The sequence below is a fragment of the Streptomyces sp. SL06 genome (genome assembly GCF_058244745.1).
In genome coordinates this window covers 81,837-106,819 of record NZ_JBSYOT010000002.1, presented here as the reverse complement: position 1 = coordinate 106,819, position 24,983 = coordinate 81,837, and the positions used below count along the sequence as shown (strand labels likewise).

At 72.4% G+C, this 24,983-nt stretch carries 20 protein-coding genes and 2 pseudogenes; 7 read left to right on the top strand and 15 right to left on the bottom strand.

Translation table 11 applies throughout. The annotated features are described in order from the left end of the window. Positions 1–66: 66 nt before the first annotated feature. Both AC4IHM_RS00850 and AC4IHM_RS00845 read right to left on the bottom strand, forming a co-directional pair. Complete coding sequence (locus tag AC4IHM_RS00850) at positions 67–3,366, bottom strand: family 78 glycoside hydrolase catalytic domain (RefSeq protein WP_490865145.1); 3,300 nt, start codon at positions 3,364–3,366, stop codon at positions 67–69. Between the two features lie 175 nt (positions 3,367–3,541). After that, the gene (locus AC4IHM_RS00845) at positions 3,542–4,060 is read right to left on the bottom strand and encodes a MarR family winged helix-turn-helix transcriptional regulator (protein WP_490865144.1); all 519 of its coding nucleotides are present in this window, start codon (positions 4,058–4,060) and stop codon (positions 3,542–3,544) included. A 171-nt stretch (positions 4,061–4,231) separates the two neighbouring features. Between AC4IHM_RS00845 and AC4IHM_RS00840 the strand changes: the two are divergent. Then, positions 4,232–5,456: pseudogene (locus tag AC4IHM_RS00840) on the top strand (FAD-dependent monooxygenase). 78 nt (positions 5,457–5,534) lie between these two features. On the opposite strand, the pseudogene AC4IHM_RS00835 reads toward AC4IHM_RS00840, so the two are convergent. Next, positions 5,535–6,153: pseudogene (locus AC4IHM_RS00835) on the bottom strand (TetR/AcrR family transcriptional regulator). A gap of 101 nt (positions 6,154–6,254) precedes the next feature. Here AC4IHM_RS00835 and AC4IHM_RS00830 point away from each other — a divergent pair. Continuing rightward, entirely contained in the window at positions 6,255–7,403 is a 1,149-nt protein-coding gene (locus AC4IHM_RS00830; RefSeq protein ID WP_490865143.1) for an FAD-dependent oxidoreductase, read from the top strand. 115 nt (positions 7,404–7,518) lie between these two features. Here AC4IHM_RS00830 and AC4IHM_RS00825 read toward each other — a convergent pair whose 3' ends face one another. Next, positions 7,519–8,253: a chitinase gene (locus tag AC4IHM_RS00825; protein ID WP_490865142.1), complete on the bottom strand. Its 735-nt coding sequence runs from the start codon at positions 8,251–8,253 to the stop codon at positions 7,519–7,521. Between the two features lie 113 nt (positions 8,254–8,366). Continuing rightward, the gene (locus tag AC4IHM_RS00820) at positions 8,367–8,885 is read right to left on the bottom strand and encodes a lytic polysaccharide monooxygenase auxiliary activity family 9 protein (RefSeq protein ID WP_490865141.1); all 519 of its coding nucleotides are present in this window, start codon (positions 8,883–8,885) and stop codon (positions 8,367–8,369) included. Positions 8,886–9,447: 562 nt separating this feature from the next. On the opposite strand from AC4IHM_RS00820, the gene AC4IHM_RS00815 reads away from it, so the two are divergent. Then, positions 9,448–10,467, top strand: coding sequence for a ferritin-like domain-containing protein (locus AC4IHM_RS00815; protein ID WP_490865140.1), 1,020 nt, complete (start codon positions 9,448–9,450; stop codon positions 10,465–10,467). Here the strand turns inward: AC4IHM_RS00815 and AC4IHM_RS00810 are convergent. The 3 genes from AC4IHM_RS00810 to AC4IHM_RS00800 form a co-directional block, all read right to left on the bottom strand. Beyond that, the gene (locus tag AC4IHM_RS00810; RefSeq protein WP_490865139.1) at positions 10,439–11,515 is read right to left on the bottom strand and encodes a P1 family peptidase; all 1,077 of its coding nucleotides are present in this window, start codon (positions 11,513–11,515) and stop codon (positions 10,439–10,441) included. The genes AC4IHM_RS00815 and AC4IHM_RS00810 overlap by 29 nt on opposite strands. Before the next feature lie 39 nt (positions 11,516–11,554). Next, positions 11,555–12,481, bottom strand: a complete 927-nt coding sequence (locus tag AC4IHM_RS00805) for an ion transporter (protein WP_490865138.1) — start codon at positions 12,479–12,481, stop codon at positions 11,555–11,557. A gap of 88 nt (positions 12,482–12,569) precedes the next feature. Further along, the gene (locus tag AC4IHM_RS00800; RefSeq protein ID WP_490865137.1) at positions 12,570–13,550 is read right to left on the bottom strand and encodes an alpha/beta hydrolase family protein; all 981 of its coding nucleotides are present in this window, start codon (positions 13,548–13,550) and stop codon (positions 12,570–12,572) included. A 117-nt stretch (positions 13,551–13,667) separates the two neighbouring features. Between AC4IHM_RS00800 and AC4IHM_RS00795 the strand changes: the two genes are divergently transcribed. The 3 genes from AC4IHM_RS00795 to AC4IHM_RS00785 all read left to right on the top strand — a co-directional run bounded on the left by AC4IHM_RS00795 (position 13,668) and on the right by AC4IHM_RS00785 (position 15,907). Next, complete coding sequence (locus AC4IHM_RS00795) at positions 13,668–14,057, top strand: MerR family transcriptional regulator (RefSeq protein WP_490865136.1); 390 nt, start codon at positions 13,668–13,670, stop codon at positions 14,055–14,057. A gap of 124 nt (positions 14,058–14,181) precedes the next feature. After that, positions 14,182–15,261, top strand: coding sequence for an MDR family NADP-dependent oxidoreductase (locus tag AC4IHM_RS00790; protein WP_490865135.1), 1,080 nt, complete (start codon positions 14,182–14,184; stop codon positions 15,259–15,261). Between the two features lie 34 nt (positions 15,262–15,295). Next, entirely contained in the window at positions 15,296–15,907 is a 612-nt protein-coding gene (locus AC4IHM_RS00785; protein ID WP_490865134.1) for a helix-turn-helix domain-containing protein, read from the top strand. Here the strand turns inward: AC4IHM_RS00785 and AC4IHM_RS00780 are convergent. The 5 genes from AC4IHM_RS00780 to AC4IHM_RS00760 form a co-directional block, all read right to left on the bottom strand. Next, a complete protein-coding gene (locus tag AC4IHM_RS00780; RefSeq protein ID WP_490865133.1) occupies positions 15,793–17,412 on the bottom strand; it encodes a dipeptide ABC transporter ATP-binding protein in 1,620 nt (539 codons plus the stop codon). The two genes, AC4IHM_RS00785 and AC4IHM_RS00780, sit on opposite strands and share 115 nt — an antisense overlap. Then, positions 17,409–18,407: an ABC transporter permease gene (locus AC4IHM_RS00775; RefSeq protein WP_490870728.1), complete on the bottom strand. Its 999-nt coding sequence runs from the start codon at positions 18,405–18,407 to the stop codon at positions 17,409–17,411. The genes AC4IHM_RS00780 and AC4IHM_RS00775 overlap by 4 nt, the downstream gene beginning before the upstream one ends. 5 nt (positions 18,408–18,412) lie before the next feature. Continuing rightward, entirely contained in the window at positions 18,413–19,411 is a 999-nt protein-coding gene (locus AC4IHM_RS00770) for an ABC transporter permease (RefSeq protein WP_490865132.1), read from the bottom strand. A 4-nt stretch (positions 19,412–19,415) separates the two neighbouring features. Next, the gene (locus AC4IHM_RS00765) at positions 19,416–21,143 is read right to left on the bottom strand and encodes an ABC transporter substrate-binding protein (RefSeq protein WP_490865131.1); all 1,728 of its coding nucleotides are present in this window, start codon (positions 21,141–21,143) and stop codon (positions 19,416–19,418) included. A gap of 231 nt (positions 21,144–21,374) precedes the next feature. Next, positions 21,375–21,467, bottom strand: a complete 93-nt coding sequence (locus AC4IHM_RS00760) for an Ms4533A family Cys-rich leader peptide (RefSeq protein WP_490865130.1) — start codon at positions 21,465–21,467, stop codon at positions 21,375–21,377. Positions 21,468–21,886: 419 nt separating this feature from the next. Here AC4IHM_RS00760 and AC4IHM_RS00755 point away from each other — a divergent pair, with 419 nt between their 5' ends. Beyond that, positions 21,887–23,131, top strand: a complete 1,245-nt coding sequence (locus AC4IHM_RS00755) for a sulfite oxidase (protein ID WP_490865129.1) — start codon at positions 21,887–21,889, stop codon at positions 23,129–23,131. A gap of 233 nt (positions 23,132–23,364) precedes the next feature. On the opposite strand, the gene AC4IHM_RS00750 is transcribed toward AC4IHM_RS00755, so the two are convergent. Beyond that, a complete protein-coding gene (locus AC4IHM_RS00750) occupies positions 23,365–23,610 on the bottom strand; it encodes a DUF397 domain-containing protein (RefSeq protein WP_490865128.1) in 246 nt (81 codons plus the stop codon). Next, complete coding sequence (locus tag AC4IHM_RS00745; protein ID WP_490865127.1) at positions 23,607–24,452, bottom strand: helix-turn-helix domain-containing protein; 846 nt, start codon at positions 24,450–24,452, stop codon at positions 23,607–23,609. The genes AC4IHM_RS00750 and AC4IHM_RS00745 overlap by 4 nt, the downstream gene beginning before the upstream one ends. Positions 24,453–24,983 lie beyond the last annotated feature (531 nt).

Genomic DNA, 24,983 nt, shown 5'->3' with positions numbered 1-24,983 from the left:
GGGAATGAACCGAGCCGAACAAGGCGGGACCCGAACGGTCCCGGCACGCCGGGCGACCGGCGCGGATCACGCGGTGCCGGTGAACTCCCAGGTGCCGTGGCCGACCCGGTGGATGTCGAAGCCGGGCACCGACCGCAGGAACCGCGCACCGTCGGGCGCGCCCGCGCGCTCCCCCTCGGCCACCGGGACATGGACCTCCGCCCGCGCTCCCACGGGCACCCGGACCGTCAGCCGCAGTTCGCGGCCGACGCGGGACCACGCCACGGCCGCCTCCCCGCGCACGGTGCGGATGGAGGTGCGCGCCCAGTCCACCCCCGTACGCGCGTCGGGGCGGACACTGAAGGTGCGGTAGCCCGCGTCGCCCGGCCGCAGCCCGGCCACGTTCTCGTACAGCCACTGGGCGACGGTGCCCTGGAAGTAGTGGTCGCGGGAGCGCGAGTCCAGCGGCCACATCTCCCACATGGTGTCGGCGCCGTTGTCGTGCCAGTAGCCCCAGCTCGGGTAGGTGCGCCGGGTGGCGACGGCGTGGGCGACGTCCGGGCGGCCGTGCGCGCACAGCACCCGCAGCAGCACGCTCGTGCCCAGGGCACCCGTGTTGAGGTGGTTGCCGCGCTCCTCGATGTCCGCCACCAGGCTGTCCAGGACCGTGGCCCTGGCACCCGGCGGCACCAGGCCGAACGCCAGCGGTATCGCGTTGGACGTCTGCCGGTAGTCCGGGTCCTTGGCCGTGCGGTAGTGCCCGTCCGGGCCGAGGAAGGCCTCGTTGAACGCGCTCCGCAGCCCTTCGGCGGCGGCCCTGTACCGGCCGGGGACATCGTTGTCACCGGGCAGACCCGAGAGCGTCTCGCCGAGTTCCGCCGTGTGCAGCAGCGCCCGGTACAGGTAGGCGGTGGCGGTCAGCCGGGTGTCCTCGGGCGGGTTGCCGCCGTAGCCGGGCGCGAGATAGTCGCCGAGCGCGGTGACGGCCAGACCGTCCCGCAGGCGGCTCAACTCCCAGTCCAGGTAACGGGTCAGGGTCTCCCAGTGCTCGCGGGCCGCCCGTTCGTCGCCGTACACGCGGTACATCTCGCGGACGACGAAGGGGTAGACGGTCGTCCACTCGGGGGAGGGGCCGAGGTCGCCGTAGCCCCAGCCGCCGCTGGGCACGATCACCGGGAGCTGTCCCTCGTCGGTCTCGCTGTCGCGGAGGTCGCCGAGCCACTTGGACAAGAAGCGCTGCATCCCGAAGGCGTACGTCATGACGGGCGTGCCGAGCTGGGCGTCTCCGGTCCAGCCGTTCTTCTCGTACATCGGGGTGTCGGTGGGGATGCCGTGCAGGTTGTTCAGGACGGTGCGCCGCATAGCCCGGTCCAGCCACTCGTAGAACGGCTCCGAGCACGAGAAGGAGCCGACCTCGGCCACGCGGGAGTGCACGAGGCGGCCCAGCACGTCCCCGGGGTCCGGGCGCGCCGGCAGTCCGTGCACCTCGACGTACCGGAAGCCCTTGTAGGAGAAGGCGGGTTCCCAGACCTCCTTGTCGCGGCCCGCGCTGACGTACTCGTCGGTCTGGAAGCGGCCCGGGACGTGTCCGGTCTCGGCGTGCACGCTGCCGTCGTCCTTGAGCTTCTCGCCGTGCACGAGCCGGACCACCGTGCCCTCGGCGGCCCCGCGCACGGTCAGCCGGGTCCAGCCCGCCAGGGTGCGGCCCATGTCCACGACGTACACACCGGGGCGCGGTTCGCCGATCGCGGCCGGACGGACCGTGTCGATGATCTCGATCGGGTCGTGCGGCTGGGCGCGCAGCCTGCCGCCGGGCGCCTCGCGGGCGCCGGCCCGCCGCCACCCCGAGTCGTCGAACCCGGGCCGCGTCCAGCCGTCGGGCGCCCGACGGGCGTCGTAGGTCTCCCCGGCGTACAGGGAGTTGGTCAGGGTCGGGCCCTCGGTGATGCGCCACTCGCCGTCGGAGGCGACGGTGGTGCGGGTTCCGTCGGGGTGGTCGATCTCCAACTGGGCGAGCAGCCGGGGCTCCCCGTGCCAGGGAGCGCGGTGCCAGTTCCAGACGTTGGGTGTCGTCATGCCGTAGAAGCCGCGTCCGAGGGTGACGCCGATGGCGTTCTCGCCGCGGCCCACGAGTTCCGTCACGTCGTGGACGGCGTACAGCACGCTCTCGTCGTAGTCGGTGAACCCGGGATCCAGGACCTGGGTGCCGACCCGGCGGCCGTTGATCCGCGCCTCGTAGTAGGCGAGTCCGCTGATGTGGAGGCGTGCGCGCGCGACGCGTTTGCGGACGGTGAAGGCGCGGCGCAGCAGCGGGGCGGGCGGTTCGGGGGCGGCGACGGTGACCCCACTGCCCCACGGTCCCTGTCCGTAGGGGGCCAGGACGGCGGCGGGTTGCCAGTCGCCGTCGTCGAACCCGGGGCGCTCCCAGCCCTCCTGGGCGTCCTCGGCGGTGCGCCAGTCGCCTCCGGTGCGCAGTTCGTGGGTGCGTCCGTCCTCGGTCTCCACGACGAAACGGACGAGGAGCCCGCCGGGATTCACGCCGGCCCCGGGCCGGTTGGTGGCGAGGGCGGCGATGAGCACCTTGTCACCGGCGGAGCGCGTCAGCTCCGTGACGTCCGCGGTGCGGCCGGTGCGCCAGCCGTCGGTCTGCTGGGGCGCGTGAAGCACCTGCTCCCCCTCGGCGTAGAGGGTGAAGTCGTCGTCGGCCGTGGCGGTCACCACGGCCCGCCTCACCACGGATCCCTCGGGGAGGGCGAGCACGGCGCGGAACCTGCGGGTGCCTTCCGGGGCGTTCGACGACGTCGCGCCGGGGGACCAGATCCAGGAGGCGCCGTCGAGGGTGGGCGGCGCGGGCGGCTCCTCGGCGCCGATCCACTGCGCCCGCCATCCGTCGGCGGGCAGCGCCGTCTCCCACCAGCGGCTCTCGCTCCAGGGCGAGCGGCGCTCGGCGGCGTCCCAGACCCGGACCTGCCAGTGGTAGCGGGTACGGGGGAGCAGCGCGGGCCCGCCGTAGGGGACGCCGACACTGCGGTCGGAGGCGACCCGGCCCGAGTCCCACACCGTGCGGGTGCCTCGGCCGGGGCCGCCGGCATCCCGGGTGACCCGTACGTGGTACGCCGTCTGCCGGGCGCCGTGGCCGGGGGCGGCCAGTTCCCAGGACAGGCGGGGGCGTTCGACATCCGTGCCGAGCAGGTTCCCGGCGTACTCGACGCCGGTCGCGACGACGCGGAGACCGGGGTCCGTCTCCGGCCGGCCCGCGGTGGTCCCGGCGCCCGCCGCGGCGGCGCCCCCTTGGGTGGACAGTGCGGTGATGCCGGCGCCCGCGGTCGCCACGGTGCCTCGGAGGAAGACTCTCCGGTTCCAGCCCTCGGTCGTGCGCTCGGTCATGTGTATCCGCCTTTGCTCGCCGTCGACGGTGCGTGGAACGGTCACTCCGAACGAAGTGCATGAACGGGTTGAAACGATTCAATTCCCGCCTTCACGATCCTATGCACCCTCTGTGCGGGCCATCAAGAGATGTGACAGGAGCCGTGGGTGCCGTTGAGTAGACGTGCGGGGGCGTTCAGCCCCCTCCCGCCTCCTCCGTGTCGAACCGGGCCAGTCGCGCCGTCACGTCGTCGGCGAGGCGGGTGAGCAGGCGGGCGAGGTCGTCGCGGTCCTGCCGGGGCCAGTCGGTGAGTGCGTCGGCGAACCAGCCAAGCAGCGAGGTCACGTACCGGTTGGCGGCCTCCGTGCCCGCCTCGGTCGGCTCGATGAGGCTCGCCCGGCGGTCGTGCGGGTCGGCGATCCGCCGTACGAGAGCGCGCTTCTCCAGGGCCTGGACCTGGCGGGTGACGTGCGGGCCCACGACCTGCATCCGGTCGGCGATCTCACCGATCCGCAGCGCCCTGTCGGCCGTGCGCAGGGACAGCAGTACGCCCATGGCGGGACGGTCCAGGGCGAGCCCCGCCGCCTCGGTGGCGCGTTCGGTGAGCCGGCCCTTGGTGAGGGCGGCGCTCAGCTGGGTGATCCGGGGCAGTACGGCGAGCAGGTCGGGGTGGCTGTCGTCCGGCGCGGACGGCTCGGAGGGCTCGGGGGTCATGACATCTCCATTTGCATACCTGAGTCAGGTATCTATATCGTGGGGAGCGGCCGGTGTCCGGAAGGGCGTCGTATGACCCCTATAAGGATACCTAAGTTACGCATCTGTGCCCTGTCTGCGGCACGTACCGCCCTCGTCCCGGGGCGCGCCCCGGCGGAAAGGTGAGAAGCCATGAACCACTCGTCCCGTTCCACTCGCCGTGTACTGATCTCCGGAGCAAGTATCGCGGGCCCCGCGCTGGCGTACTGGCTCGACCGGTACGGCTTCGAGGTGACCGTCGTCGAGAAGGCCGCGGCCGTGCGCGGCGGCGGGTACGCGATCGACATTCGCGGCACGGCCCGCGAGGTCGTGGACCGGATGGGGCTGCTGCCGCGCCTGACCAAGGCGCACGTGGACAGCCAGCGGATCACGTTCGTGGACGCGGCGGGCGAGACGGTCGGCTCGTTGCAGCCCGAGCAGCTGACCGGGGGAGAGGCGGGCCTCGACCTCGAAGTCCGCCGCGGTGATCTGGCCGACGCGCTCTACGCCCCGCTGCGGGACCGGGTCGAGTTCCTCTTCGACGACTCGATCGCGACGCTGGACGACGCGGGCGACGCCGTGCACGTCGTCCTCGACAGCGGCACGCGCCGCACCTTCGACCTCGTGATCGGCGCGGACGGACTGCATTCGAACACGCGCCGGCTGGTCTTCGGCCCCGAGGAGGCCTTCCACCACTACCTCGGGCGGGTCTTCGCGGGCTTCACCCTGCCGAACGAGTTCGGCCTCGCCCACGAGGCCGTCGTCTGGAACGACCCGGGCCGCAGCGCGGTCCTCTACGCCCACGCGCCGTCCGACCGGGTGCACGGCTTCCTCACCTTCACCAGCGACACCCCGCCCTTCGACGCGTTCCGCGACCCGAAGGCGCAGCGCGACCTGGTGGCGACGCGCTTCCCCGAGCAGGTCTGGCACGTGCCGCGCCTGGTGGAGGCCATGGGCCAGGCCGACGACCTGTTCTTCGAACGTCGTGAGCCAGATCCACATGCCCGCCTGGTCCCACGGGCGCGTGGTGCTGGCGGGCGATGCCGCGCACGCCACCTCGTTCCTCTCCGGCCAGGGTTCGAGCGTCGCGCTCGTCGGCGCGTACGTCCTGGCCGGCGAACTGGCCACGCACGCGGACCACGCCGAGGCCTTCGCGGCCTACGAGCGGCTCGTGCGGCCCTTCGCGCAGCGCAACCAGGCGCTGGCCACCGGAGGCGGCTCGGTGGTCGCGCCCACGACCCGGGAGGAGATCGAGGCCCGCAACGCCCTGGTGCGCGACCCGGAGGCCGCGACGAAGGTGATGGCGACGGCGAACGCCGAGGAGGGACGCGCGGCGCACTCGGCGCTCGCGCTGCCCGACTACCCGCGGGCCGGCTGAGGCGGGCGTCCGTCCGGGCAGGGCCGCGGAGGTGGGGCGGGCCGCCCCCGAACGGCGGGCGGCCCGCCCCCGGGCCGGTCAGCGCCCGGGGGCGTCCGTGCCCGTGGCCGCGGGGTCGTGCTGCGCCCGCCAGCCGTGGACGAGCAGGTCGAACACCGTCTCCACGGTCGCGCGCGGGTCGGGCCGGCCCGCGGCCAGGGCCGGGACCTCCAGGACGAACCGCGCGAGCGCCGCGCAGGCGAGGTCGTCCGCCTCCCGGCCGAGCGCCTGCGCGATCACGGTGCTCAGGGTGCCCGCGTGGCGCATCCACATGCGCTCCCCGTACTCGCGGAGCGCGGGCGTCCCGGCGACCAGCGCGGTGAACCGGTCCCGGCGGGGATCGGACGCCATCCGCACCCAGGATCCCACCGCGTGGGCACGGAGTGCCTCGACCACGTCCTGGCCCTCGGGGCGTTCGCGGACCGCGGCGGCCAGTTCCGCCTCGAACGTCCTCGTCCCGGTCGAAGACCAGTGCCTCCTTGCTCGGGAAGTGCGCGAAGAGGGTCGTGGTCGACACGTCGGCTCTCTCGGCGACTTCCCGGACGCTGACCCGGTCGAAACCACGTTCGAGGAACAGCTCCAGGGCGGCGTCGGCGATGGCCTGCCTGGTCGCCGCCTTCTTGCGCTCGCGACGGCCGGTGATCGGTGAGTCGGACATGACACCACCCTAGCGCATGAATGGAACGAAGCAGAAAGTTGACTGGTTGCACTTTCGTACTCGGTTCTGCTTTGGTGGTGTCATCGACGAAAGGAACCACCGTGAACTCTCCGACGCCCGCGACAGCGCGGATCGGCATCATCGGGGCCGGTCCCGGCGGCCTCACCTGCGCACGCGTCCTGCAACAGCACGGCATCGCGGTGACGGTGTACGATCGTGACCCGGACGCGGCCTCCCGCGACCAGGGAGGCTCGCTCGACCTGCACGAGGAGGACGGCCAGCTCGCACTGCGCGAGGCGGGCCTGCTGGACGACTTCTTCGCCCTGGCCAGGAACGAGAGCCAGGAGATGCGCCGGCTGGACCCCGCCGGGCGGGTCCTCGGCCACCGGCTGCCGGACGAGGGGGAGACGGCCGCCCCCGAGATCGACCGCGGCCAACTGCGCGATCTCCTGCTGCGTTCACTCGCCCCGGGGACGGTCCGGTGGGGGCGCGCCCTCGGATCGGTCGGACGGCCGGCCGACGGGGTGCGGACACTGACCTTCACCGACGGAAGCACCGTCGAGACGGACCTCGTGATCGGCGCGGACGGCGCCTTCTCCCGCGTCCGTGCCGCCGTGTCGACCGCCGTACCGCGCTACACCGGGGTGGGTTTCCTCGAAGCGTGGTTCGACGACATGGAGACCGCCCACCCCGAGCTGTCCGAACTGGTCGGGAAGGGCAGCGCGCACGTCGCCGACGGCGAGCGCGGCCTCTTCGCGCAGCGCAACAGCGGTGGACACATGCGTGTCTACCTCATGCGTCGGGTCCCCGTGGACTGGATGGCGGCGAACGGGCTGCGCCCGCAGGACACCGAGGGCATCCGCGCGCGTCTCCTCGGCGAGTACGCCGGCTGGTCCCCGCGGCTCCTCCGGATGATCACCGACAACGACGGCGCCTACGTCGACCGTCCGCTCTTCGCCCTGCCGGTGCCGCACACCTGGCAGCACGCCGCAGGGCTGACCCTGCTGGGGGACGCCGCGCACCTGATGCCGCCGCTCGGCGTCGGCGTCAACCTCGCCATGCTCGACGCCGCCGAACTCGCCCTCGCCCTCGCCGGCTCCGCCGGTGTCGAGGACGCCGTGCGCCGCTACGAGCAGACGATGCTCCCGCGCTCGGCCGACATGGCCCGGCTGCTCGACGGCGGCGCCGAGTCCCTGCTGTCCGAGCCCGACGCCGCCGAACTCGCGCGCTTCGGCCGGTCCGAGCCCTGACCCCGACGCGCGTCGGCCCGACGGCGCGGGCGACGGGACCGGCCCGCCACCCGCCTGCCGCCGAGCCGGCCCCGGCGCCCCCGGATCGTCTCGTCGGGGCGTTCTGTCAGCCGCTCTAGCAGCTGAGGTTGTCGCCGGCCTCCACGCCGAGGAGCTGGGTGAAGCGCTGGTAGTTGTCGATCCGGCTCTGGACCTGCCCGGGGTTGCCCCCGTCGCACTCCAGGCTGCCGTTGATGGCGCGGATGGTCTCGCCGAATCCGGCGCCGTTGACGATGGCGTCGTGCGGCGTCATGCTGCCGGGCCCGGACTGGGTGTTCCAGTACCACAGACCCGTCTTCCAGGCCACGGACGCGTCGTTCTGGACCAGGTCGGGGTTGTTGAGCAGGTCGATGCCGAGGGCGTCGCCCGCGGCCTTGTAGTTGAAGTTCCAGCTGAGCTGGACGGGGCCGCGACCGTAGTACTTGTCGGTGCCGGCCGGGCAGCCGTAGGGCTGGGTGTCGTCGCAGTAGTGCGGGTAGTTGGCGGTGTTCTCCTCGACGACGTGCACGAGTCCGCCGGTCTCATGGCTGACGTTGGCGAGGAAGGCGGCGGCCTCCTGCTTCTGCACCGTGTCGCCGCCGGTGTTCGCGAAACCGGGGTAGGCGTCGAGCGCGGCGGTCAGACCGCTGTAGGTGTAGAAGGAGTTCCTGTTCGGGAACATCTCGTTGAACTGGCCCTCACTGACCACGAATTCGGCGGCAGTGGTGCCCGCGTCGGCCTTCTCGGCGACGGCCGACGGCGCCAGCGTCAGGGTGCACAGGGCGGCGGCCGCGCCGGTGGCGGCCAGCAGTGCGAGTTTGCGGTGCAGCACGATATCGACTCCTGCTTGGTGGGGGGACGGCGTGCGGACGGTGGGAGGCGGGAGCGACCGCGGACACCCGTGGGGGGAGGGGCGGTCGCTCCCGGACTGCTCCGGCCGGTCCGTCAGCCGCCGACGTTGACGTCGATGCAGGCGTAGAACGCGTTGTCGGTGTCGGCGACGTTCCACACGGCGAGAATCTTCTGCTGGCCGGTGAGCCCACCGAAGTCGATGTCGTGGTTCACCACTTCGCCCGGCTTGGCGCCACCGTCGTCGAACACCGCGATCTGCTGACCGCCGGCGTAGTACTCCCAGGTGCTGGTGGAGTGCTGCGCGGTGAGCTTCCACGAGAACGTGGTGTTCTTCGACACCGGCGTGACGGTCCAGCCCAGGCTGTCGTCGTCCAGCTCGGAGAAGCGGCTGTTGCCGCCGCTGCAACTGGTCAGGCCCTTGGGACCCTCGACGCTCTGGGGCTCGTAGGTGATGTCACCGCAGGACACCGTGCCGGCGGCACACTGGGCCTGGCGGCTGGGCGGGTCGGAGATGTAGCCGTGCGCGCTCGCCGAGGCGGCGGGGAGGCTGACGGCGATCACGGGGGCGATGGCCGCGCCGATGAGCGCGGCGGTCTTCCGGTTTGCGTGCATACGGAACTCCTTCACATCAGGCCGCCCCGACGCACGCGCGGTCGGTGTGGGGGTGACCGCGCGCGTCGGACACGGCCTCTCGTGTGGGGCCAAGAGGCGCGAAGGTGCGCGCACTCGCCGTTCCCGCCGGGTGCGGACCCGGGCAGCAACCAACTCCGAGAGCGGAGCGGCGAGTTCTGTTGGACTAGACCATACAAGCGGTCGACGTGACCGTGTCAAGGGTGTGCACAGCGGCTTCCGGGAGCGTGACGCGGGCGTAGGGCCGACCGGGTTGAGGATGCCCCGCTCGGCGTCGCGCGGCGGGAAAACACCGCCGCCGCTGCTAGTTTCGCCAGCCGTCGAGGGAACGCGGACGCCTCGGTCCGAGGCGGGTCCGCTCGCGGAGGGAGCAGCGGTGAGCGGTGTGCGGGAAGACTCGTCGGGGGCGGACACCCCGTTCGGACGGCGGACCTTCATGGCGTCGGCGGTCGTGACCGCGACCGCCGCCGTCCCGGCCGCCGGTCCCGCTCGGGCGGCCGGGCGGCCGGTGGGCGGCTCACCGGCTCCATCCGATCGCCGGTCCGTGGCCCGTCTGCTCGCCGTCCCCGTGGCGGGCCGTGGCGTCGACTGGCTCAGAGAGGCCCTGCACATCGCGGTGGCCCTCGAACTCGCCACCATTCCACCGTACTTGTGCGGATGGTGGTCCATCACGGACCGCGGTGGCCAGGCCGCGCGGCTGATCCGGCGCATCATCGGCGACGAGATGTACCACATGGGCGTGGTCTGCAATCTGCTGGTGGCCGTGGGCGACCGGCCGAGGATCACGGACGCGGCCCCCGCGTACCCGGGACCGCTGCCCGGCGGGGTCCGGAGCGGGGTGAACGTCTATCTCTCGGGCCTCACCCGGCCCTTCGTGCACGACGTGATGATGGCGATCGAGGCCCCGGAGGAACCCCTCACCCGCGGCCCGGACGACTCACCCGGCATCGGCCGCTTCTACGACGGCCTGCTCGACGCCTTCAGGGCCACGGCCCCCGAACTGTCGGCCCGGGGGCAGTTGTCCGAACGCATCGGCTCCGATGTCCTCGAACCCGTCACCGACCTCGCCGGTGTCGAACGCTCGATCCAGATCATCAAGGAGCAGGGCGAGGGCACCAGCAGTTCCCCGGAGGACGCCTTCGGGGACGACCACCCCGCCCACTACTACGCCTTCGGCGAGATCTACCACGGCAGGCAACTGCGCGAGGAGGACGGCGGCTGGGACTTCACCGGCGCCCCCGTGCCCTTCCCCGAGACACGCCCCATGGCCCGCGTCCCGGCCGGCGGCCGGCCCGACCCGCCGACGCGGGTGCGGGGCCTCCTCGACCGGTTCGACACCGCCTACGCCGACGTGCTGAGCACCCTGGAGACGGCGTGGGCCGACGGCGACGCGCGGACCCTCGGCTCGGCCGTCCGTGCGATGCGCGCGCTGGAGGCACCCGCGGTGGAGCTGATGGAGACCAGGATCCCGGACGCCCCGGGCAACTACGGCCCCGAGTTCCGCCCGCCGGCGCCCCAGGGGGGCGCCGGATCGGTCAGTGGCCGTCGGCAGGAGCGCCGCTGAGGGCGGCGCACAGGAGATCCGCCGAGAGCGCGGGTGCCGTACGGCCGCCGTGGCCGGTGGTCGTGGTGGCCGCGAGCAGGGAGTTGAGCACCGCCTCCTCGACGGCGTCGAGGACGGCTTCGAACAGCGGGCCGAGTTCGGCGTCCGCCACCGCGGCACCGGCGTCCGTACGGGTACTGAAGGCGACGGCGTAGTCACCACTGCCGTGGCCGTACGCCGCGCCCGTCCGGGCCAGCGCGAACACCGCGCGTCGTGCCACACGGGTGAGCTGCCGGGCGTCGAGAGGGGCGTCCGTGGCCACCACGATCATGCAGGAGCCGGTCTCCGCCGCCGGCCCCGTCCCGCCCGCCGCGAGGCCCACGGAGCGCGGGGTGAGGACGCGGCCGAGGACCCGCAGCGTGCCCCCGAAGTTGGCCTGCACCAGGACGCCCGCCGTGCGGCGCCGGCCGGCCAGCTCCGGGACGCGTGAGGCGGTGCCGATGCCGGCCTTGAAGCCCAGGGCGACGGTGCCGGTCCCCGCGCCGACGCACCCCTCGGCCACCGGCCCGCCGGCGGCCCCGTCGAGGGCGGCCCGCACGTGCCCCTCGTGGACGGGCCGTGCGCGGATGTCGGACAGGAAGCCGTCGTTGCACTCGCCCACCACGGGATTGAGGCTGCGCACCTCTTCGCAGCCGGGCCGCTGGAGCATCCAGCCGACGAGGGCGTCCGCGACGCGGAAGGCCGACAGCGTGGAGGTGAGCAGCACCGGGGTCTCCAGCGTGCCGAGTTCGGCGAGCTGGGTGGTCCCGATCAGCTTTCCGTAGCCGTTGCCCGTGAACACCCCGGCGGGCAGGGGAGCACGGGGGCCGACGAGGTCGGGCACGACGGCGGTGACTCCGCTGTGCACATCGGGCTCCCGGCGGACGGTGGTGTGCCCGACGCGGACCCCCGGCACGTCGGTGATCGCGTCGAGGGGGCCGGTGGCGCCGGACCCGATCACGACACCGAGGTCACGCGCCCGGCGCCGGGCGGTGTGGGGAGTCGGCTCCGGAGGAGGCAGTGGTTCCATACGGCCGGACGTTACGCGCCCGGTGGCCCGCCGGCCCGGCTACGTCCGCCGCTGCGTGATCACGACCGGGGCATCGGTCTCGCCGGTCCGGTGCGCCGCGGACCGGACGAGGTCGTGTTCGAGTTCGTCGAGGGCCCGGCGGACCGCCTCGATCCGCCGGAGCGGCGACGCTTCCTCCTCCGCGAGTGGCTGCGGACGCCCAGCCCCCGCCCCCGCTCCCGCCCGGTCCAGCTCCCGGTCCATCTCCCGGGCCTCGTCGAGGGAGTTGATGACGACGCCGATGAGGACGTTGACGAGGACGAAGGAGGCGAGGAGGACATAGGAGGCGTAATAGAGAAGACTCCAGCGGGAGATGTCCAGGCCCGCGTGGACGGCGTCGCCGACGCCGTCCAGGGTCATCAGCAGGAACAGGGTGAGCACGGCACGGCCGATGGAACCGTAGTGCTCGGGGTCCGGCTCGCCGAAGAAGACCCAGCCGACCATCGCGTACACGTACAGCAGCAGCGCGCCCACGAGCAGGAAGCTCAGGGTTCCGGGCAGACTGCGGACCACCGCGACGAGCACGATGCGCAGGTGCGGCAGGAAGCGTGCGGTGCGCAGTACACGGGCCAGTCGCAGGAGCCGCAGCACGGTGGTGTTCTCGCGGACGACCGGCAGGAACGCGCACAGGACCACGGCCAGGTCGAACACGTTCCACGGATCCCTGAAGAAGTCCCCGGGCCGGTCGGCGTGCGCGGCCAGCCGCAGCAGGATCTCGACGGTGAAGGCGGCCAGGCAGACGTGCTCGGCCAGGCGTAACCAGTCCTGCCAGTCGGCGACCAGGCCGGAGTACGTCTCCACGCCCAGCAGCGCGGCGTTGGCGAGGATCAGGGCGAAGACGGCGACGGCGAACCAGCGGGCCTCGACCACGGCACCGCACCGTCGGGCCAGGGCCCGGCGGCGGACGTTGACTTGCTGCTCCGGCATCGTGCTGCCTCGTCTCCCTCACGTGCGCGACACCCGGTCCGGCCGCGGCCGGACCGGGTGTCGACGATCTTGGTACAGGAGGCATTTTCTACCGCACCGCGGCGTCCGGTGCGCAGGCGGGACCCTTGCTATCGAGCCGGCCCAGCGGGTGGGCGTCCCCCGACAGGGCCCTGCGCGCCGCCGCCCAGCCGGAACCGCCGACGCCGAGGGCGTGACGCAGATAGGCGAGGGTCACCCGCTGGACCAGGGCGACGCGCGCGGGGTTCTCGTCGGTGGTCTCGGCGGCCCCGTAGCCGGAGATCCCGCCGAGGAAGTGCTTCGCCCCGTGAAGGGTGAGCAGGCTCTTGTCGCCGGGGCTCAGCACATACGGGTCGGCCGTCCAGTCCGGCCCTCGGACGGTCAGCGGGAGGTCGTCCTCGTCTCCCGCGACCACGAGGGCCGGCGCGGTCATGCGCGTGAAGTCCGGAGCCCTCAGCCACGGCAGGTTCTCGGCGGCCAACGGCGTCAGGTCGTCGCCGCCCCGGCCGGCCGTGGCGAGCAGGACGCCCGCCCGGACTCGCGGGTCGGACAGGTCCTCCGCCGTCCCGGTCTCCGGGTCGAGGACGCGCAGGCCCAGCAGAACGCCCGCCGTCTGGCCGCCGAAGGAGTGACCGGCCACGGCGACCCGGCCCGGGTCCAGGCGCCCGCCGAGCCCGGGGACGGCCGCCTCCAGTGCGTCGAGGCCGTCCAGGACGCGCTTCAGGTCCTCGACGCGGTGCCGCCACAGGCGGGGCCTGCGCGGATCGTCCGGGGGAAGGCCGATCCGGTTCGAGTCGAGATGGGTGGGCTGGATCACCACGAAGCCGTGGGCCGCCCAGTGGTCCACCAGCGGGCCGTAGCCGTCGAGCGAGGAGCCGAAGCCGTGCGCGAAGAGGACTACGGGCAGGTCGCGTCCGGTCACGGGCGCGGACACCCGCACCCGCAGATCCTCGCCGCGGCCCGGTGCGCGCAGCACGAGCGGCTTCACCGAGACGACGGGTGCGGCGGCGGGTCCGGGGGCGCCGGTCGTCGCCCTGTCCGATGCGGTCATGAAAACACTTCCCTCTGATCTGCGAGATCTCCGGCTGCGGAACATCGGCGCCAGGCTAAGAGCTGACACTGACGTCAGAGGCAAGTCGTGAGACACGGTTCACGGAGGAGGCACGAGATGCGCATCGGTGAGCTGGCCGCCGGGACGGGCGTCAGCGTGCGGGCGCTGCGCTACTACGAGGAACAGGGCCTGCTCGACGCGGAGCGCAGCCCCGCCGGCCAGCGGCACTACCCCGACAGCGCGGTCGACCGCGTCCAACTGATCCAGCGGCTCTACGCCGCCGGTCTGTCCAGCAGGGCGATCGCCGAGCTTCTGCCGTGCGTCGTGGACGGCAACGCCACACCGGAACTGCTCGCCCGGCTGGCGGCGGAACGGGACCGGATCGAGCGCCGGATCACCGAACTGGCCGGGACCCGGGACCGACTCGACGCGGTCATCGCCGGCGCCGCCGGCCACCTGCGCACGGGCCGCCCCTGCGGAACGGGGACGCCGCCCGAGTCCGGCTGATCCGGGGCACGGCGGGCTTGCCCCTGACCCGCGCGTCAGGGTTTAGCGTCTGCGGACTGTCGCGCGGGGCGGCGCCACGACCGCCCCGCGCCGTTCGGCCCGCACCCTCCAGGAGGACCACCCGATGACCACGGCTCTGCCCCGGACCAGCCGCGAGGTACGGCTCGCCGCCGTACCCGACGGACTTCCCGAACCGAGCGATTTCACCGTCGTCGAGACGGCACCCCCGGCCCCGGAACCGGGCCACGTCCTGGTCCGCAACCGGCACTTCCAGGTCTTCGCGGGCCTGCGCACCCTCCTCGGCGGCGCGGTCGAGGGCACTCCGGTGCCGGCCCTGCGCGCCGGGGACACCCTGTACGGGCCCGCCGTCGGCGAAGTCGTCCTCGCCCCTTCGGGCAGCCCGCTGAGCCCCGGCGACCCGGTGACGCACCTGCTGGGCTGGCGGGAGTACGCCCACGTACCCGTGGACCAGTGCCAGCCGGTCGACCCCGCGCTCCCCGAGCCGGTCGCCCGGCTCTCCTCCGGCTCCGCCGCCTACGGGGCGCTGACCAGGCTCGCCGCCGTCCGCGAGGGAGACGTGGTCCTGGTCACCGGCGCCGCGGGCGGGGTGGGCTCGCTCGCGGGGCAGATCGCCCGGTTGCTCGGGGCCGCCCGGGTCATCGGCAGCACGGGCTCACCGGGCAAGGCCGAGCGCCTCACGTCCGAACTCGGCTACGACACTGTACTGACCGCCGGTTCGTGGCGCGAGGGGCCGGAGGGGACGGAAGGCCGAACCGCATACCGCGCGTTCTCCGAGCAGCTCGGCCGGGCCGCGCCGGACGGCATCGACGTGCTCCTGGACAACGTCGGTGGCGACCAGCTCACCGCGGCCGTGGACGCGGCGCGCCACGGCGCCCGGTTCGCACTGGTCGGAGCCCTCTCCGGGCAACTCGCCGCGAAGGGCGCCGGCGCCACCGCACCGACCTCCGTCGACGCCTTCCGCCTCGTGGTCAAGGGCGTGTCCGTACGCGGATACACCGGCGTCGACCACCCCGATGTGGAGACGGAGTGGACCGGGCGGTTCGGCGCCTGGCTGCGGTCCGGCGGGATCCGCCTGCCACTGACCCGGTTCGAGGGCATCGAACGGGCTCCCCGGGCGTTGTGGGAACTGACCAGGGGACAGACTTTCGGCACGGTCGTCGTCGACCTTCCGCAACACGGCTGACGACCGCGGCCACAAGGGGCGGGAGGCACCCACCATGCGGATCGGCGACGCCGCGGCAGCCGTCGGCGCGACACCCAGGGCACTGCGCTTCTACGAGCAGCGGGGACTGCTCCCGCCACCGCGCCGCAGCAGGGCGGGCCAGCGCGACTACACCCCCGACGACCTGGCCGTGCTCCGTGTGGTCAGGTACCTGCTCGGACTGGGGCTCACCGTCGAGGACCTGGCGGGCATCGCCGACCGGCTTCCGCTGCTCGCCGTCCACCCGCCCAGGCCCTGCGACCCCGAGGCGCCCGGCGAGCCGGGCGTCGTCGGCACGGTGGTGGTGCGGCGGCGCATCGCGGTGCTCGACGCGGAGATCGAGCGCCTCACCCGGCTGAGGGACGCGCTGCGGGCCGGGCTGGATACGGCGCCCCGGGGCGCGGCCGTCGGCGAACGCGCGAGCGGTGACGTGCGGAACGCCGGACAGCGTCCGCCGGCCACCGGCGCCGATCGGGAGCGGCCGGACCGGCGGACGGACGGCGCCGGGACCGGTCAGCCCGCGGCCAACTCCCGGCGCTCCGCGCGGCGCAGTGCCGCGAGACCCGGGTCCAGCGCGGGCACGGCGGCGAGCAACTGCCGGGTGTACGGGTCCACCGGCGACTCGTAGACCTCGTCCGCGGGTCCGTACTCCACCACCCGGCCGGCCCGCATCACCGCCAGACGGTCGCTGACCTGGCGTACGACGGCCAGGTCATGGGCGATGAACACCAGTGCGAGGCCCAGTTCGCGGCGCAGTTCGTCGAGCAGCTCGACGACCTGCGCCTGCGTGGTCACGTCGAGCGCGGAGACCGGCTCGTCGCAGACCAGGACGCGCGGTTCGGCCGCCAGCGCCCGCGCGATGCCGACCCGCTGCCGCTGCCCTCCGCTGAACTCGTGCGGATAGCGGTCGTAGTGGGCGGGTTCGAGACCGACCCGCTCCAGCAGTTGTGCCACCCGGTCCCGGACGGCCGGATCCCGTTCGCCCCGGGCCCGCAACGGGTCGGCGACCGACTCTCCCACGCTCCGGCGGGGGTTGAGGGAGGAGACGGGATCCTGGAAGACCATCTGGACGTCCGGCCGCACCCCGCTGACGGCGACACCCTCGCGGCGGACCTGTCCGGCCGTCGGTTCGAGGAGCCCCACCAGCATCCGGCCGAGCGTGGTCTTGCCGCTGCCGCTCTCGCCGACGATGCCCAGCGCCTCCCCGCGCCGCACCTGGAGCGACACGTCGTCGACCGCGGCGAAGGCCCGCGACCCGCGCCCGTAGACCCGGCGCAGCCCCACGGCCTCAAGCACCACCGCCCCGGACGGCTCGCCGGCCGCGTCCGCCGGGGGCCTCGGGCGCGGTACGTCCACCCGGGGCACCGACTTGAGCAGCCGCCGGGTGTACGTCTGCGTCGGGGAACCCAGGACGGAGGCCACCGGGCCGTGCTCGACCGCGCGGCCGTGCCGCATGACGAGGACGTTGTCCACGCTCTCCGCGGCCACCCCCACGTCATGCGTGACGAGCAGCAGTCCCATGCCGGTCTCCTCGCGCAGGGTGTGCAGCAGGTCGAGGATCTGGGCCTGCACGGTCACGTCGAGGGCGGTGGTGGGCTCGTCCGCGATGAGCAGCTCGGGCTCGCAGGCCAACGCCATGGCGATCAGGGCGCGTTGCCGCATCCCGCCGCTGAACTCGTGCGGGCGGGACCGCGCCCGCCGCCGCGCGTCGGGGATGCCGACCCGGTCAAGCACCTCTACGGCACGCGTGCGTGCCGCCCCTCGCGACGCCCTGTGGTGGACGCGGTACACCTCGGCTATCTGGTCGCCGACGGCGTAGTACGGGTCGAGGGAGGACAGCGGATCCTGGAAGACCATCGCGGCCTTCCCGCCGCGCAGCCGCCGCAGTTCCGCCTCGGACGCCGAGCCCACGTCGGTCCCGGCGACCCGGACCGTGCCCGCCACGACGGCGCCCGTGCCCCGGTGCAGCCCCAACAGGGCGGACGCCACAGTGGACTTGCCGGACCCGGACTCGCCGACCAGGCCGAGCGCCGCCCCCTTCTCCAGCCGCAGCGACAGCGCCTCCACCGCGCGCACGGAGCCGAACCCGACCGACAGATCGGTGACTTCGACCAGACTCCCGGTCCCACTCACGACAGCACCGTCCTCCGGTCGGCCAGCGCGTACAGCACGTCCGCGACGGCGTTGGCGAGCACCACGAAGAAGCCGGTCAACATGACCATGCCGACGACGACCGGCAGATCGACGACGTTCACGGAGTGCACCAGCTCGCGCCCGATCCCGGGCAGCCCGAACAGCGACTCGGTGAGCACCGCCCCGCCGAACAGCGACCCCAGGTCGTTGGCGTTCAGCGCGATCAGCGGCCCGACCGCGCCCCGCAGGGCGTGCCGTCCGACGACGGCGCGCTCCCCGACGCCGTAGGCGCGGAAGGTGCGCACATGGTCCTCGGCCAGGGTCTCCAGCATGGCGGACCGGGTCAGGCGGGCGTACTTGGCGGCCTCGATGAGGGCCAGCGACAACCAGGGCAGCAGCAGGTTCCACGCCCACTGCTCCGGATCGTCGGTGAAGGGCACGTACTGCGGGAAGGGCAGCAACTGCAACTGGCCGCAGACGACGATCATCAGCAGCAGCCCGATGACGAACACGGGGGTCGCCCAGCCGGCCAGCGTGATGCCCGTCAGGACGCGCTCGTCGAGCCGGCCGCGCCGCCAGGCGGCCAGCACACCGGTGCCGACGCCGAGCAGCAGCCACAGCACCATGGCGCCGAGCGCGAGCGAACCGGTGACCGGCAGCTTGGCCAGGATGAGCTGCGTGACCTGCTGGTCGCTCTGGTACGACAGCCCGAGGCACGGCGCGGAGCAGTGCTCCACCGAGGTGCCGGTGGAGTAGTCGTGGCCGACGAACACGCCCTGGAGGAAGTGCAGATAGCGGACGTACAGCGGGTCGTCGAGGTGCAACTGCTCGGTCACCTGCTGGACCTGGGCCGGGGAGCAGCGCGGCCCGCAGGTGATCTGGGCGACGTCACCGGGAGCGGCGTAGAAGACGACGTACACGATCACCGAGATCGCGAGCAGCGTGACGATCGCGCCGAGCGTGCGGCGCAGGGCGAAGCCGAGGAAGCCGTGCAGGGCGTTCATGCCCGCGCCTCCTTCCGGCGGCCGGTGCCCACCGACAGCCGCGAGGCCGCGCGCGGATCGAGAGCCCGGCGCACCCCGTCGCCGAGAACGGTCAGGGCGAGCACCGTGACGAACAGCATCCCGGCGGGCAGCAGCAGGTACTGCGGCGCGGCCTGGTACCAGACGTTCGCCGACGTGAGCATCTGCCCCCAGGACGGCGTCGGGGGCTTCACCCCGGCACCGAGGAAGCTGAGCGCGGCCTCCGCGGTGATGTTCACCGGGAAGAGCAGCGCGGAGAACGTGATGACCGGCGCGGCGAGCGCCGGCAGCAGCTCGCGGCGGGCGATCTGCCAGGAACCCCACCCGCTGAGCCGGGCCGCGGCCACGTGGTCGAGCTGCTTGAGCGTCATCGTCTGGGCCCGGACGATCTTGGCGATGGACCCCCAGCCGATCAGCCCGATCACGCTCGCGACCAGCACCGGACGCGGAAACCCGCCGGGCACGATCGCGAGCAGCGCCAGGGACATCACCATCATCGGCAGCGCCACCACCACGTCGGTGAACCGGCTCAGGGCCTGGTCGACCCACCGGTTGCCGAGCCCGGCGGCGATCCCCACCACGAGTCCGATGGCGACCTCCACCACCGTCGCCGCCAGGGCCACGCCGAGCGAGACCCGGGCGCCGTACACGAGACGGGCGAACAGGTCGCGCCCCGTCTGGGGTTCGACGCCGAGCCAGTGGTCGGCGCTCATGCCGCCCAGGGCGCCGACCGGCACACCACCGCGTGCCGAGTCGACGAGTTCGGGGTGGTACGCGGTCGCGTTCTGCCCCTCGATCGCGGTGAGCAGGGGAGCGGCGAGCGCCACCAGGACGAGCAGTGCGACGACGAACGCCGCGACGAGGGCGGCCCGCTGCACGCGCAGCCGCCGCCAGAACTGGCGGGCCCCCGAGGCGGGGGCGAGCACCATGCCGGTGCTCGCCCTCGCGCCCTCGGAGGCCACTTGGGCCTCACTCATGGACTTACTTCACCGCGACCTGGGAGACGTCCAGCACACCGGTCCAGTCGCTGATCACGATGTTCTTGACGTCCTTGCCGTACAGCCGCTTGTAGACGGGGTGGAACAGCGGGACCGTCAGCGCCCGTTCGCCGATCTTCCGGTCGAGGGCGCCCCAGCGCTCGGCCGCCTCGTCGAGGTCGGTGAGCTTGTTGATGGCGTCGATCTCGTCGTTGACCGCCTTGTCGTCCAGGAAGCCGGTGTTGAAGTTGGCGCCGTCCTTCACGATCTGCCGGCCGTCGAAGATCGGTGCCAGGAACGGGCCGCCGGAGGGCCAGTCGGCACCCCAGTGGGCCAGGAAGAACCCCGGCTCGGTCTTCACGTCGTGGATCGTGTCCCGGTAGTCGTTGTCCTCGAGACCCTCCAGCTTCACCGTGATCCCCGCCTTCTTCAGGGCGTCCTGGAGGGCGGTGGCGATCTCCGGGCTGGTCTCGAAGTCCTTGGCGTTGGAGTGGGTGAGCGTGACGGTCAGGCCGCCCGCGTAACCGGCCTCCTTCAGCAGCTCCTTGGCCTTCGCCGCGTTGCCGGACTCGCCGGCCGGGAAGTGGTCGTAGGCCGTGTAACCGAAGGACTTCTGGTTGGGCAGATACGTCGTCGCGGGCTCCGCCAGCGAGGAGCCGCCCGCCGCGTTGATCACCGAGGTGCGGTCGACGGCGTACGCGATCGCCTGCCGCACCTTGGGGTTGTCGAAGGGCTTCACCTTCGGGTTGAAGGCGATGTAGTTGGTGTACCCGAAGTGGCCGGTGCCGACCCGGCTCGCGAGTTCCTTGTCGCCGGAGACCTTGGCGAGTTCGGCCGGTCCGAGGTTGGTGTCGGTGGTGACGGCCGCCGCGTCGGCGCCCTGGGAGGCGGACAGCCGCTGGTTGATGACCGAGGAGTCGAGACCGGAGCGCACGTCGATGCGGTCCGGGTACGCCTTGCGCTCCGCGTCGGTCTTCGCCGACCAGTGCTCGTTGCGCTCCAGGACGAGCCGCTCACCGTCGTTCTGGTTCTCGACGACCTTGTATGGACCGGAGGAGACCGGGTGCTCCTCGTACTTGGTGCCCTTGTCGGCGGACTTGGGCACCGGGGCGAACTGGGTCTGGGTCGCCAGGTAGGGGAACTCGCCCTCGGGCTTGTTCAGATGGAAGACGATCGTGCGTTCGTCCGGCGTCTCGATCGAGTCGAGCCCCTTGCCCTTGTCCTTGTACGGCCCCTGGTAGCCGGCGCCGCCGACCAGCCAGTCCCGCAGGTACGGGGCGCCGCCGGACAGCTCGGCGGCGAAGGACCGCTCGATGCCGTACTTGATGTCGGCCGAGGTGATCTCCGTGCCGTCCTCGTACTTGAGCCCCTCCTTGAGGGTGTACGTCCACACGGTGGCGTCCTTGTTCGGACGGCCGGTGTCGGTGGCGAGGTCGGGGACGACCTCGGCGCCCTTGGCACCGTCCTCCCGGTTGCGGGTCGTCAGGGTGCGGAAGACGAGGGAGGGCACATTGCCGCCGCCGGAGGTGTAGAGGCGCGCGGGGTCGAAGTCCTGCTGCGGATTGGAGTTCAGGACCGTGAGCGTGCCGCCCTTGCGGGGCTTGGCGTCGGTGTCGCCGCCGCCCTTGGCATCGTTGTCCTCGGGCCCGCAGGCGGCCGCACCGGCCGTCACGATCAGGCTGACGGTCAACGCGGCGGTGGCGCGGCGCGTTCTGCGGGACGAATGACGCATCGGAAGAAGGCCTCTCGGATGAGCCGTCCCGGGTCTCGGGACGACGGTGACACAGGGACGGGCTGTCGGAGGGGTTCGCCCCCGGCGCGGATACAGCGACCTGTGAAACCGGCTGCCGTCGGCCCGGCCGGGGGTCGCCCGGGTCACGGGGACACCCCTCGACGGGGCACGAGGCAGCGGGAAGGAGGGTCGTGAAGTCGAGGAACGCGACGTACGCGCCGAAGGCGGTTGTCAGCGACAGAGAATGTCGGCCACGCAGAGCGGGGTCACGCCGATCAGCGCCAGCTCGATGGCGGCGCGTGCGGAGGCGCGGGAAGACGACATGAAAGGAATATGAACGAGTTGGCGAAGGATGTCAAAGCGGTGCGCGGGACACCGCAGCCGCGACACTCCGGTCACTGCCGCCGCGTCCGTCCCGGCGCGACACCGGGCCGGCCGGCCGGTCCCCCCTCGGCCGGGCCCACCAGCCCCCGCCCGCGGGCGACTTGGCGGTATCCGGCCCGCGCGGCGTGCTCCTTCCGTACCATGACGGCATGATCCGCAGCCGACGCCGCTTCGCCGCCCCGCGGTTCCGCGTGCCCGTGCCGTACGGCTGTTGTTGATCCGCACCGCGTAGCCCTTCCGGGGCGCACCGCGTTCACCGCTGCGCCCGCCGGCCGCTGTCGCCGTCCCTCCGCCCCGGTCGGCACCCCCCCCACCCGCGCGGGACCGCCCGTGCGTCCTCCTGTGAGAGGCAGGCCGTCATGCGTACCTCCGAATCCGCCTACGACCGCCGCAGACTGACCCAGTGGCTGGCCGGCCGGGCCAGGGCCGACGGCGTCTCCCGCCGTGACATGCTGCGGCTCCTCGCCGCGGCCGGACTCGCCGGCGCCGCACCCGCGGCCCTGGGCACACCGGCCGCCGCCGCGCCCGGCATCGTCAAGCCCCTGCCCGAGGACCTGTTCACGGTCCGCGGCACGAACGCCGAGACACGGTTCGCCTCTTTGGCCGGCACCGGCTACCACACTCCCGTCGACCGGTTCTTCGTCCGCAACCACACCGCGACCCCGGTCCTGTCGGCGGCCGACTGGACGCTCACGGTCTGGGGCGACGGACTGACCCGGGACCGCTCCGTCGACTTCTCCCTGGCCGACCTGAAGAAGCTGCCGGCCCTCTCCCACAGCGCGTTCGTCGAGTGCGCCGGCAACGGCCGCAGCTTCTACACCACTCAGCAGGGCCAGACCGTCAGCGGCACCGACTGGACCCTCGGCGCGATCGGCGTCGCCCGCTGGCGCGGCGTCCGTCTCGCCGACGTGCTGAAGCGGGCCGGGCTCGGACGCCGGGCCGTGGACGTCATGCCCCGCGGCCTCGACGCCCCCTACGTCACCGACGGCGTCGACCTCGGCCGGGTGCGACGCCCGCTTCCGCTGTCCAAGGCGCTCGACGACGTGCTGCTCGCCTACGAGATGAACGGCCGGCCGCTCCCGCCCGACCACGGGCACCCGGTACGCGTCCTCGTCCCGTCCTGGATCGGCATCTCCTCCATCAAGTGGGTCGGCGACATCCAGGTGTCCGCCGAGCCGCTGTACTCGCCGTGGAACACCGACTTCTACCGGCTTTTCGGGGACGCCCACCCGGACGGCGGGAGCGCTCCGCTGACCCGGCAGACGATCAAGAGCGCCTGGGAGCTGGACGGGCGGGCCGACCTCCCGGCGGGGAGCACCCACCGCCTCACCGGCCGCTCCTGGTCGGGCGGGGGCCCGGTCGTCCGGGTCGACGTGAGCACCGACGGAGGCTCCACCTGGAGCGCGGCCAGGCTCCACGACACGCCCCGGCGCGACGGCTGGGTCCGCTGGTCCACCCGCTGGCGGCCGGCGGCCCCGGGACCGTACACGCTGCTGGCGCGGGCGACGGACAGCACGGGCCGCACCCAGCCGGACACCGCCGTCCACAACACCCAGGGCTACCTGTTCGACGCGGTCGTGCGCCATCCGGTGAACGCGGTGTGAGCCGCCCGCGGCGGCTCGGCTGAGGCGTGGTCGAGGACCTATCAGGTTGCCGAGCCCACAGCCGCCGCTACCAGCTCTCGCACGCCCGTCACTCGCGGGTAACGGGACCGAAGGTCACCGACGATCTCCCGGGGGTACGCTGCCCCGACCCCATGGGACGCACAGGTACGGCGAGGCCCGTCTCCCCCAGTTGGGATCAGGGAGACGGGCCTTGGCGAATGTCCGGGCACCTGTCAGATGTCGAACTCTCCCGCCTTCACGGCCATCACAAAGCTTGCGAACGAACCCTTGGGAATGAGCAGCGCGGGGCCCTCCGGGTTCTTCGAGTCCCTGATGCCCCGCTTACCGGCGAACGGCGTGACTGTGAGGTCGGCGACCTCGACGCACTGTCCCTGGGAGTCTCCGCTATAGGAGGACTTCTTCCAGACAGCCCCCTCAAGCTGTGGTGCAGTAAGGGCACGCCCGTTGTTGGTGGTCACTGGTGCAGTCCTTCCAGGTACTCGTCGAGTAGGTCCCGTGACTGGTCCACGGGAAGAGCAGAAGCAGCGATGTTCTCGAACTCGGCTTCCAGGTAGGCGACCTGGGCCGGGTCATAGGTGTGAGAGCCGCCCATCGGGTTGTCGATGCTGGCGACAGGTGTCCACGGGTGCCGGAACGTGAGGATCGTCATCGCCCCGTTCGACCCAATGGAGGGGTGCGCTTTGAGCGGGAGGATCTGGAGGGTGACGGTGTCCATCTCGGTGGCGTCGATCAGCTTCCGGAGCTGGTCCTTCATGAGGCCGGGGCTGGACTCGAACTCGGCGTGGAAGGCGGATTCGGGGATCAGGCCGTGAAACTGAGCGCGACTCAGGACTTCCTGCCGGGCCAGGCGGAGAGCGATCAGCGACTCCGGGTCGTTCGACCGTGCACTCGAATGCATCTCCCGGACGTAGCGGGGTGACTGAACCAGTCCAGGGATCACCTTCGGGTGAACGATGCGGATGCTTTCGGCCTCCGCCTCCAGCTCCACGAAGTCCATGTACGCCTCGCTGACCTTGTCGGCGTACGACGCCCACCATCCCTTGCCGGTCGGCTCCTCAGCGACTCGGGCGACCTCCTCCACGGCCTTCGAGTCGTCAACACCGATCTTCGCGCACAGGTCAATGACCTCGTCCCGGCCGATGCGGTAGTAGCCGCGCTCGACGCGAGAGAAGCGGGCCGCGCTCCACCCCATGGCTCGCGCGACTTCGCCTGATGGCATGTCTGCCGCTTCGCGCCACTGGCGCAGTTGGGCACCCACACGTCGCCTCTTGATTGACGGCGTCGCTCTCTTCTGCGTCATAGGCGCAGTCTGGCACGCCCGCGTCGGCCTTGGCCATGCGCACACGTGGTCCCGCCTTTTTGGATTCTCGGAGAAAATGTTGCGCACCAAACAGAAAAAGGAGCAAGCTAGGGGCGTGGCGGACGTGACTGTCCATCAAGTCATGATCATCTGTGACGCACAGTTGCATCCGCCGTGGTTCGGGCCGGGTCGCGAGCCCGCGGGGACGGTCTGCGGCCCTGCCGCCGGCCGACCACGCCGCTGCGCCAGTCGTCGCTCAGGAGACCGCCACCGCCGACTGCTCCGGCACCGAGGGGAGTCCGGCCCCGCTACCGGACGGCGGTTGCGGCGCCTCGTTCGTGCTCTGCCTAGGCTGCGAGAACGCCCTGGTCCACGTCGACCATCACCCACGCCTAGTTCTGCTGCACCAAGCCCTCACCCAGTCCCGGTCGGTCCTGCACCCAGCGCGGTGGGACCAGGACTGGAGTGAGACGCATGCCCGGCTGGAACACCTGCGCAGGAAGATCGGCGACGGCGGCTGGAACCACGCGC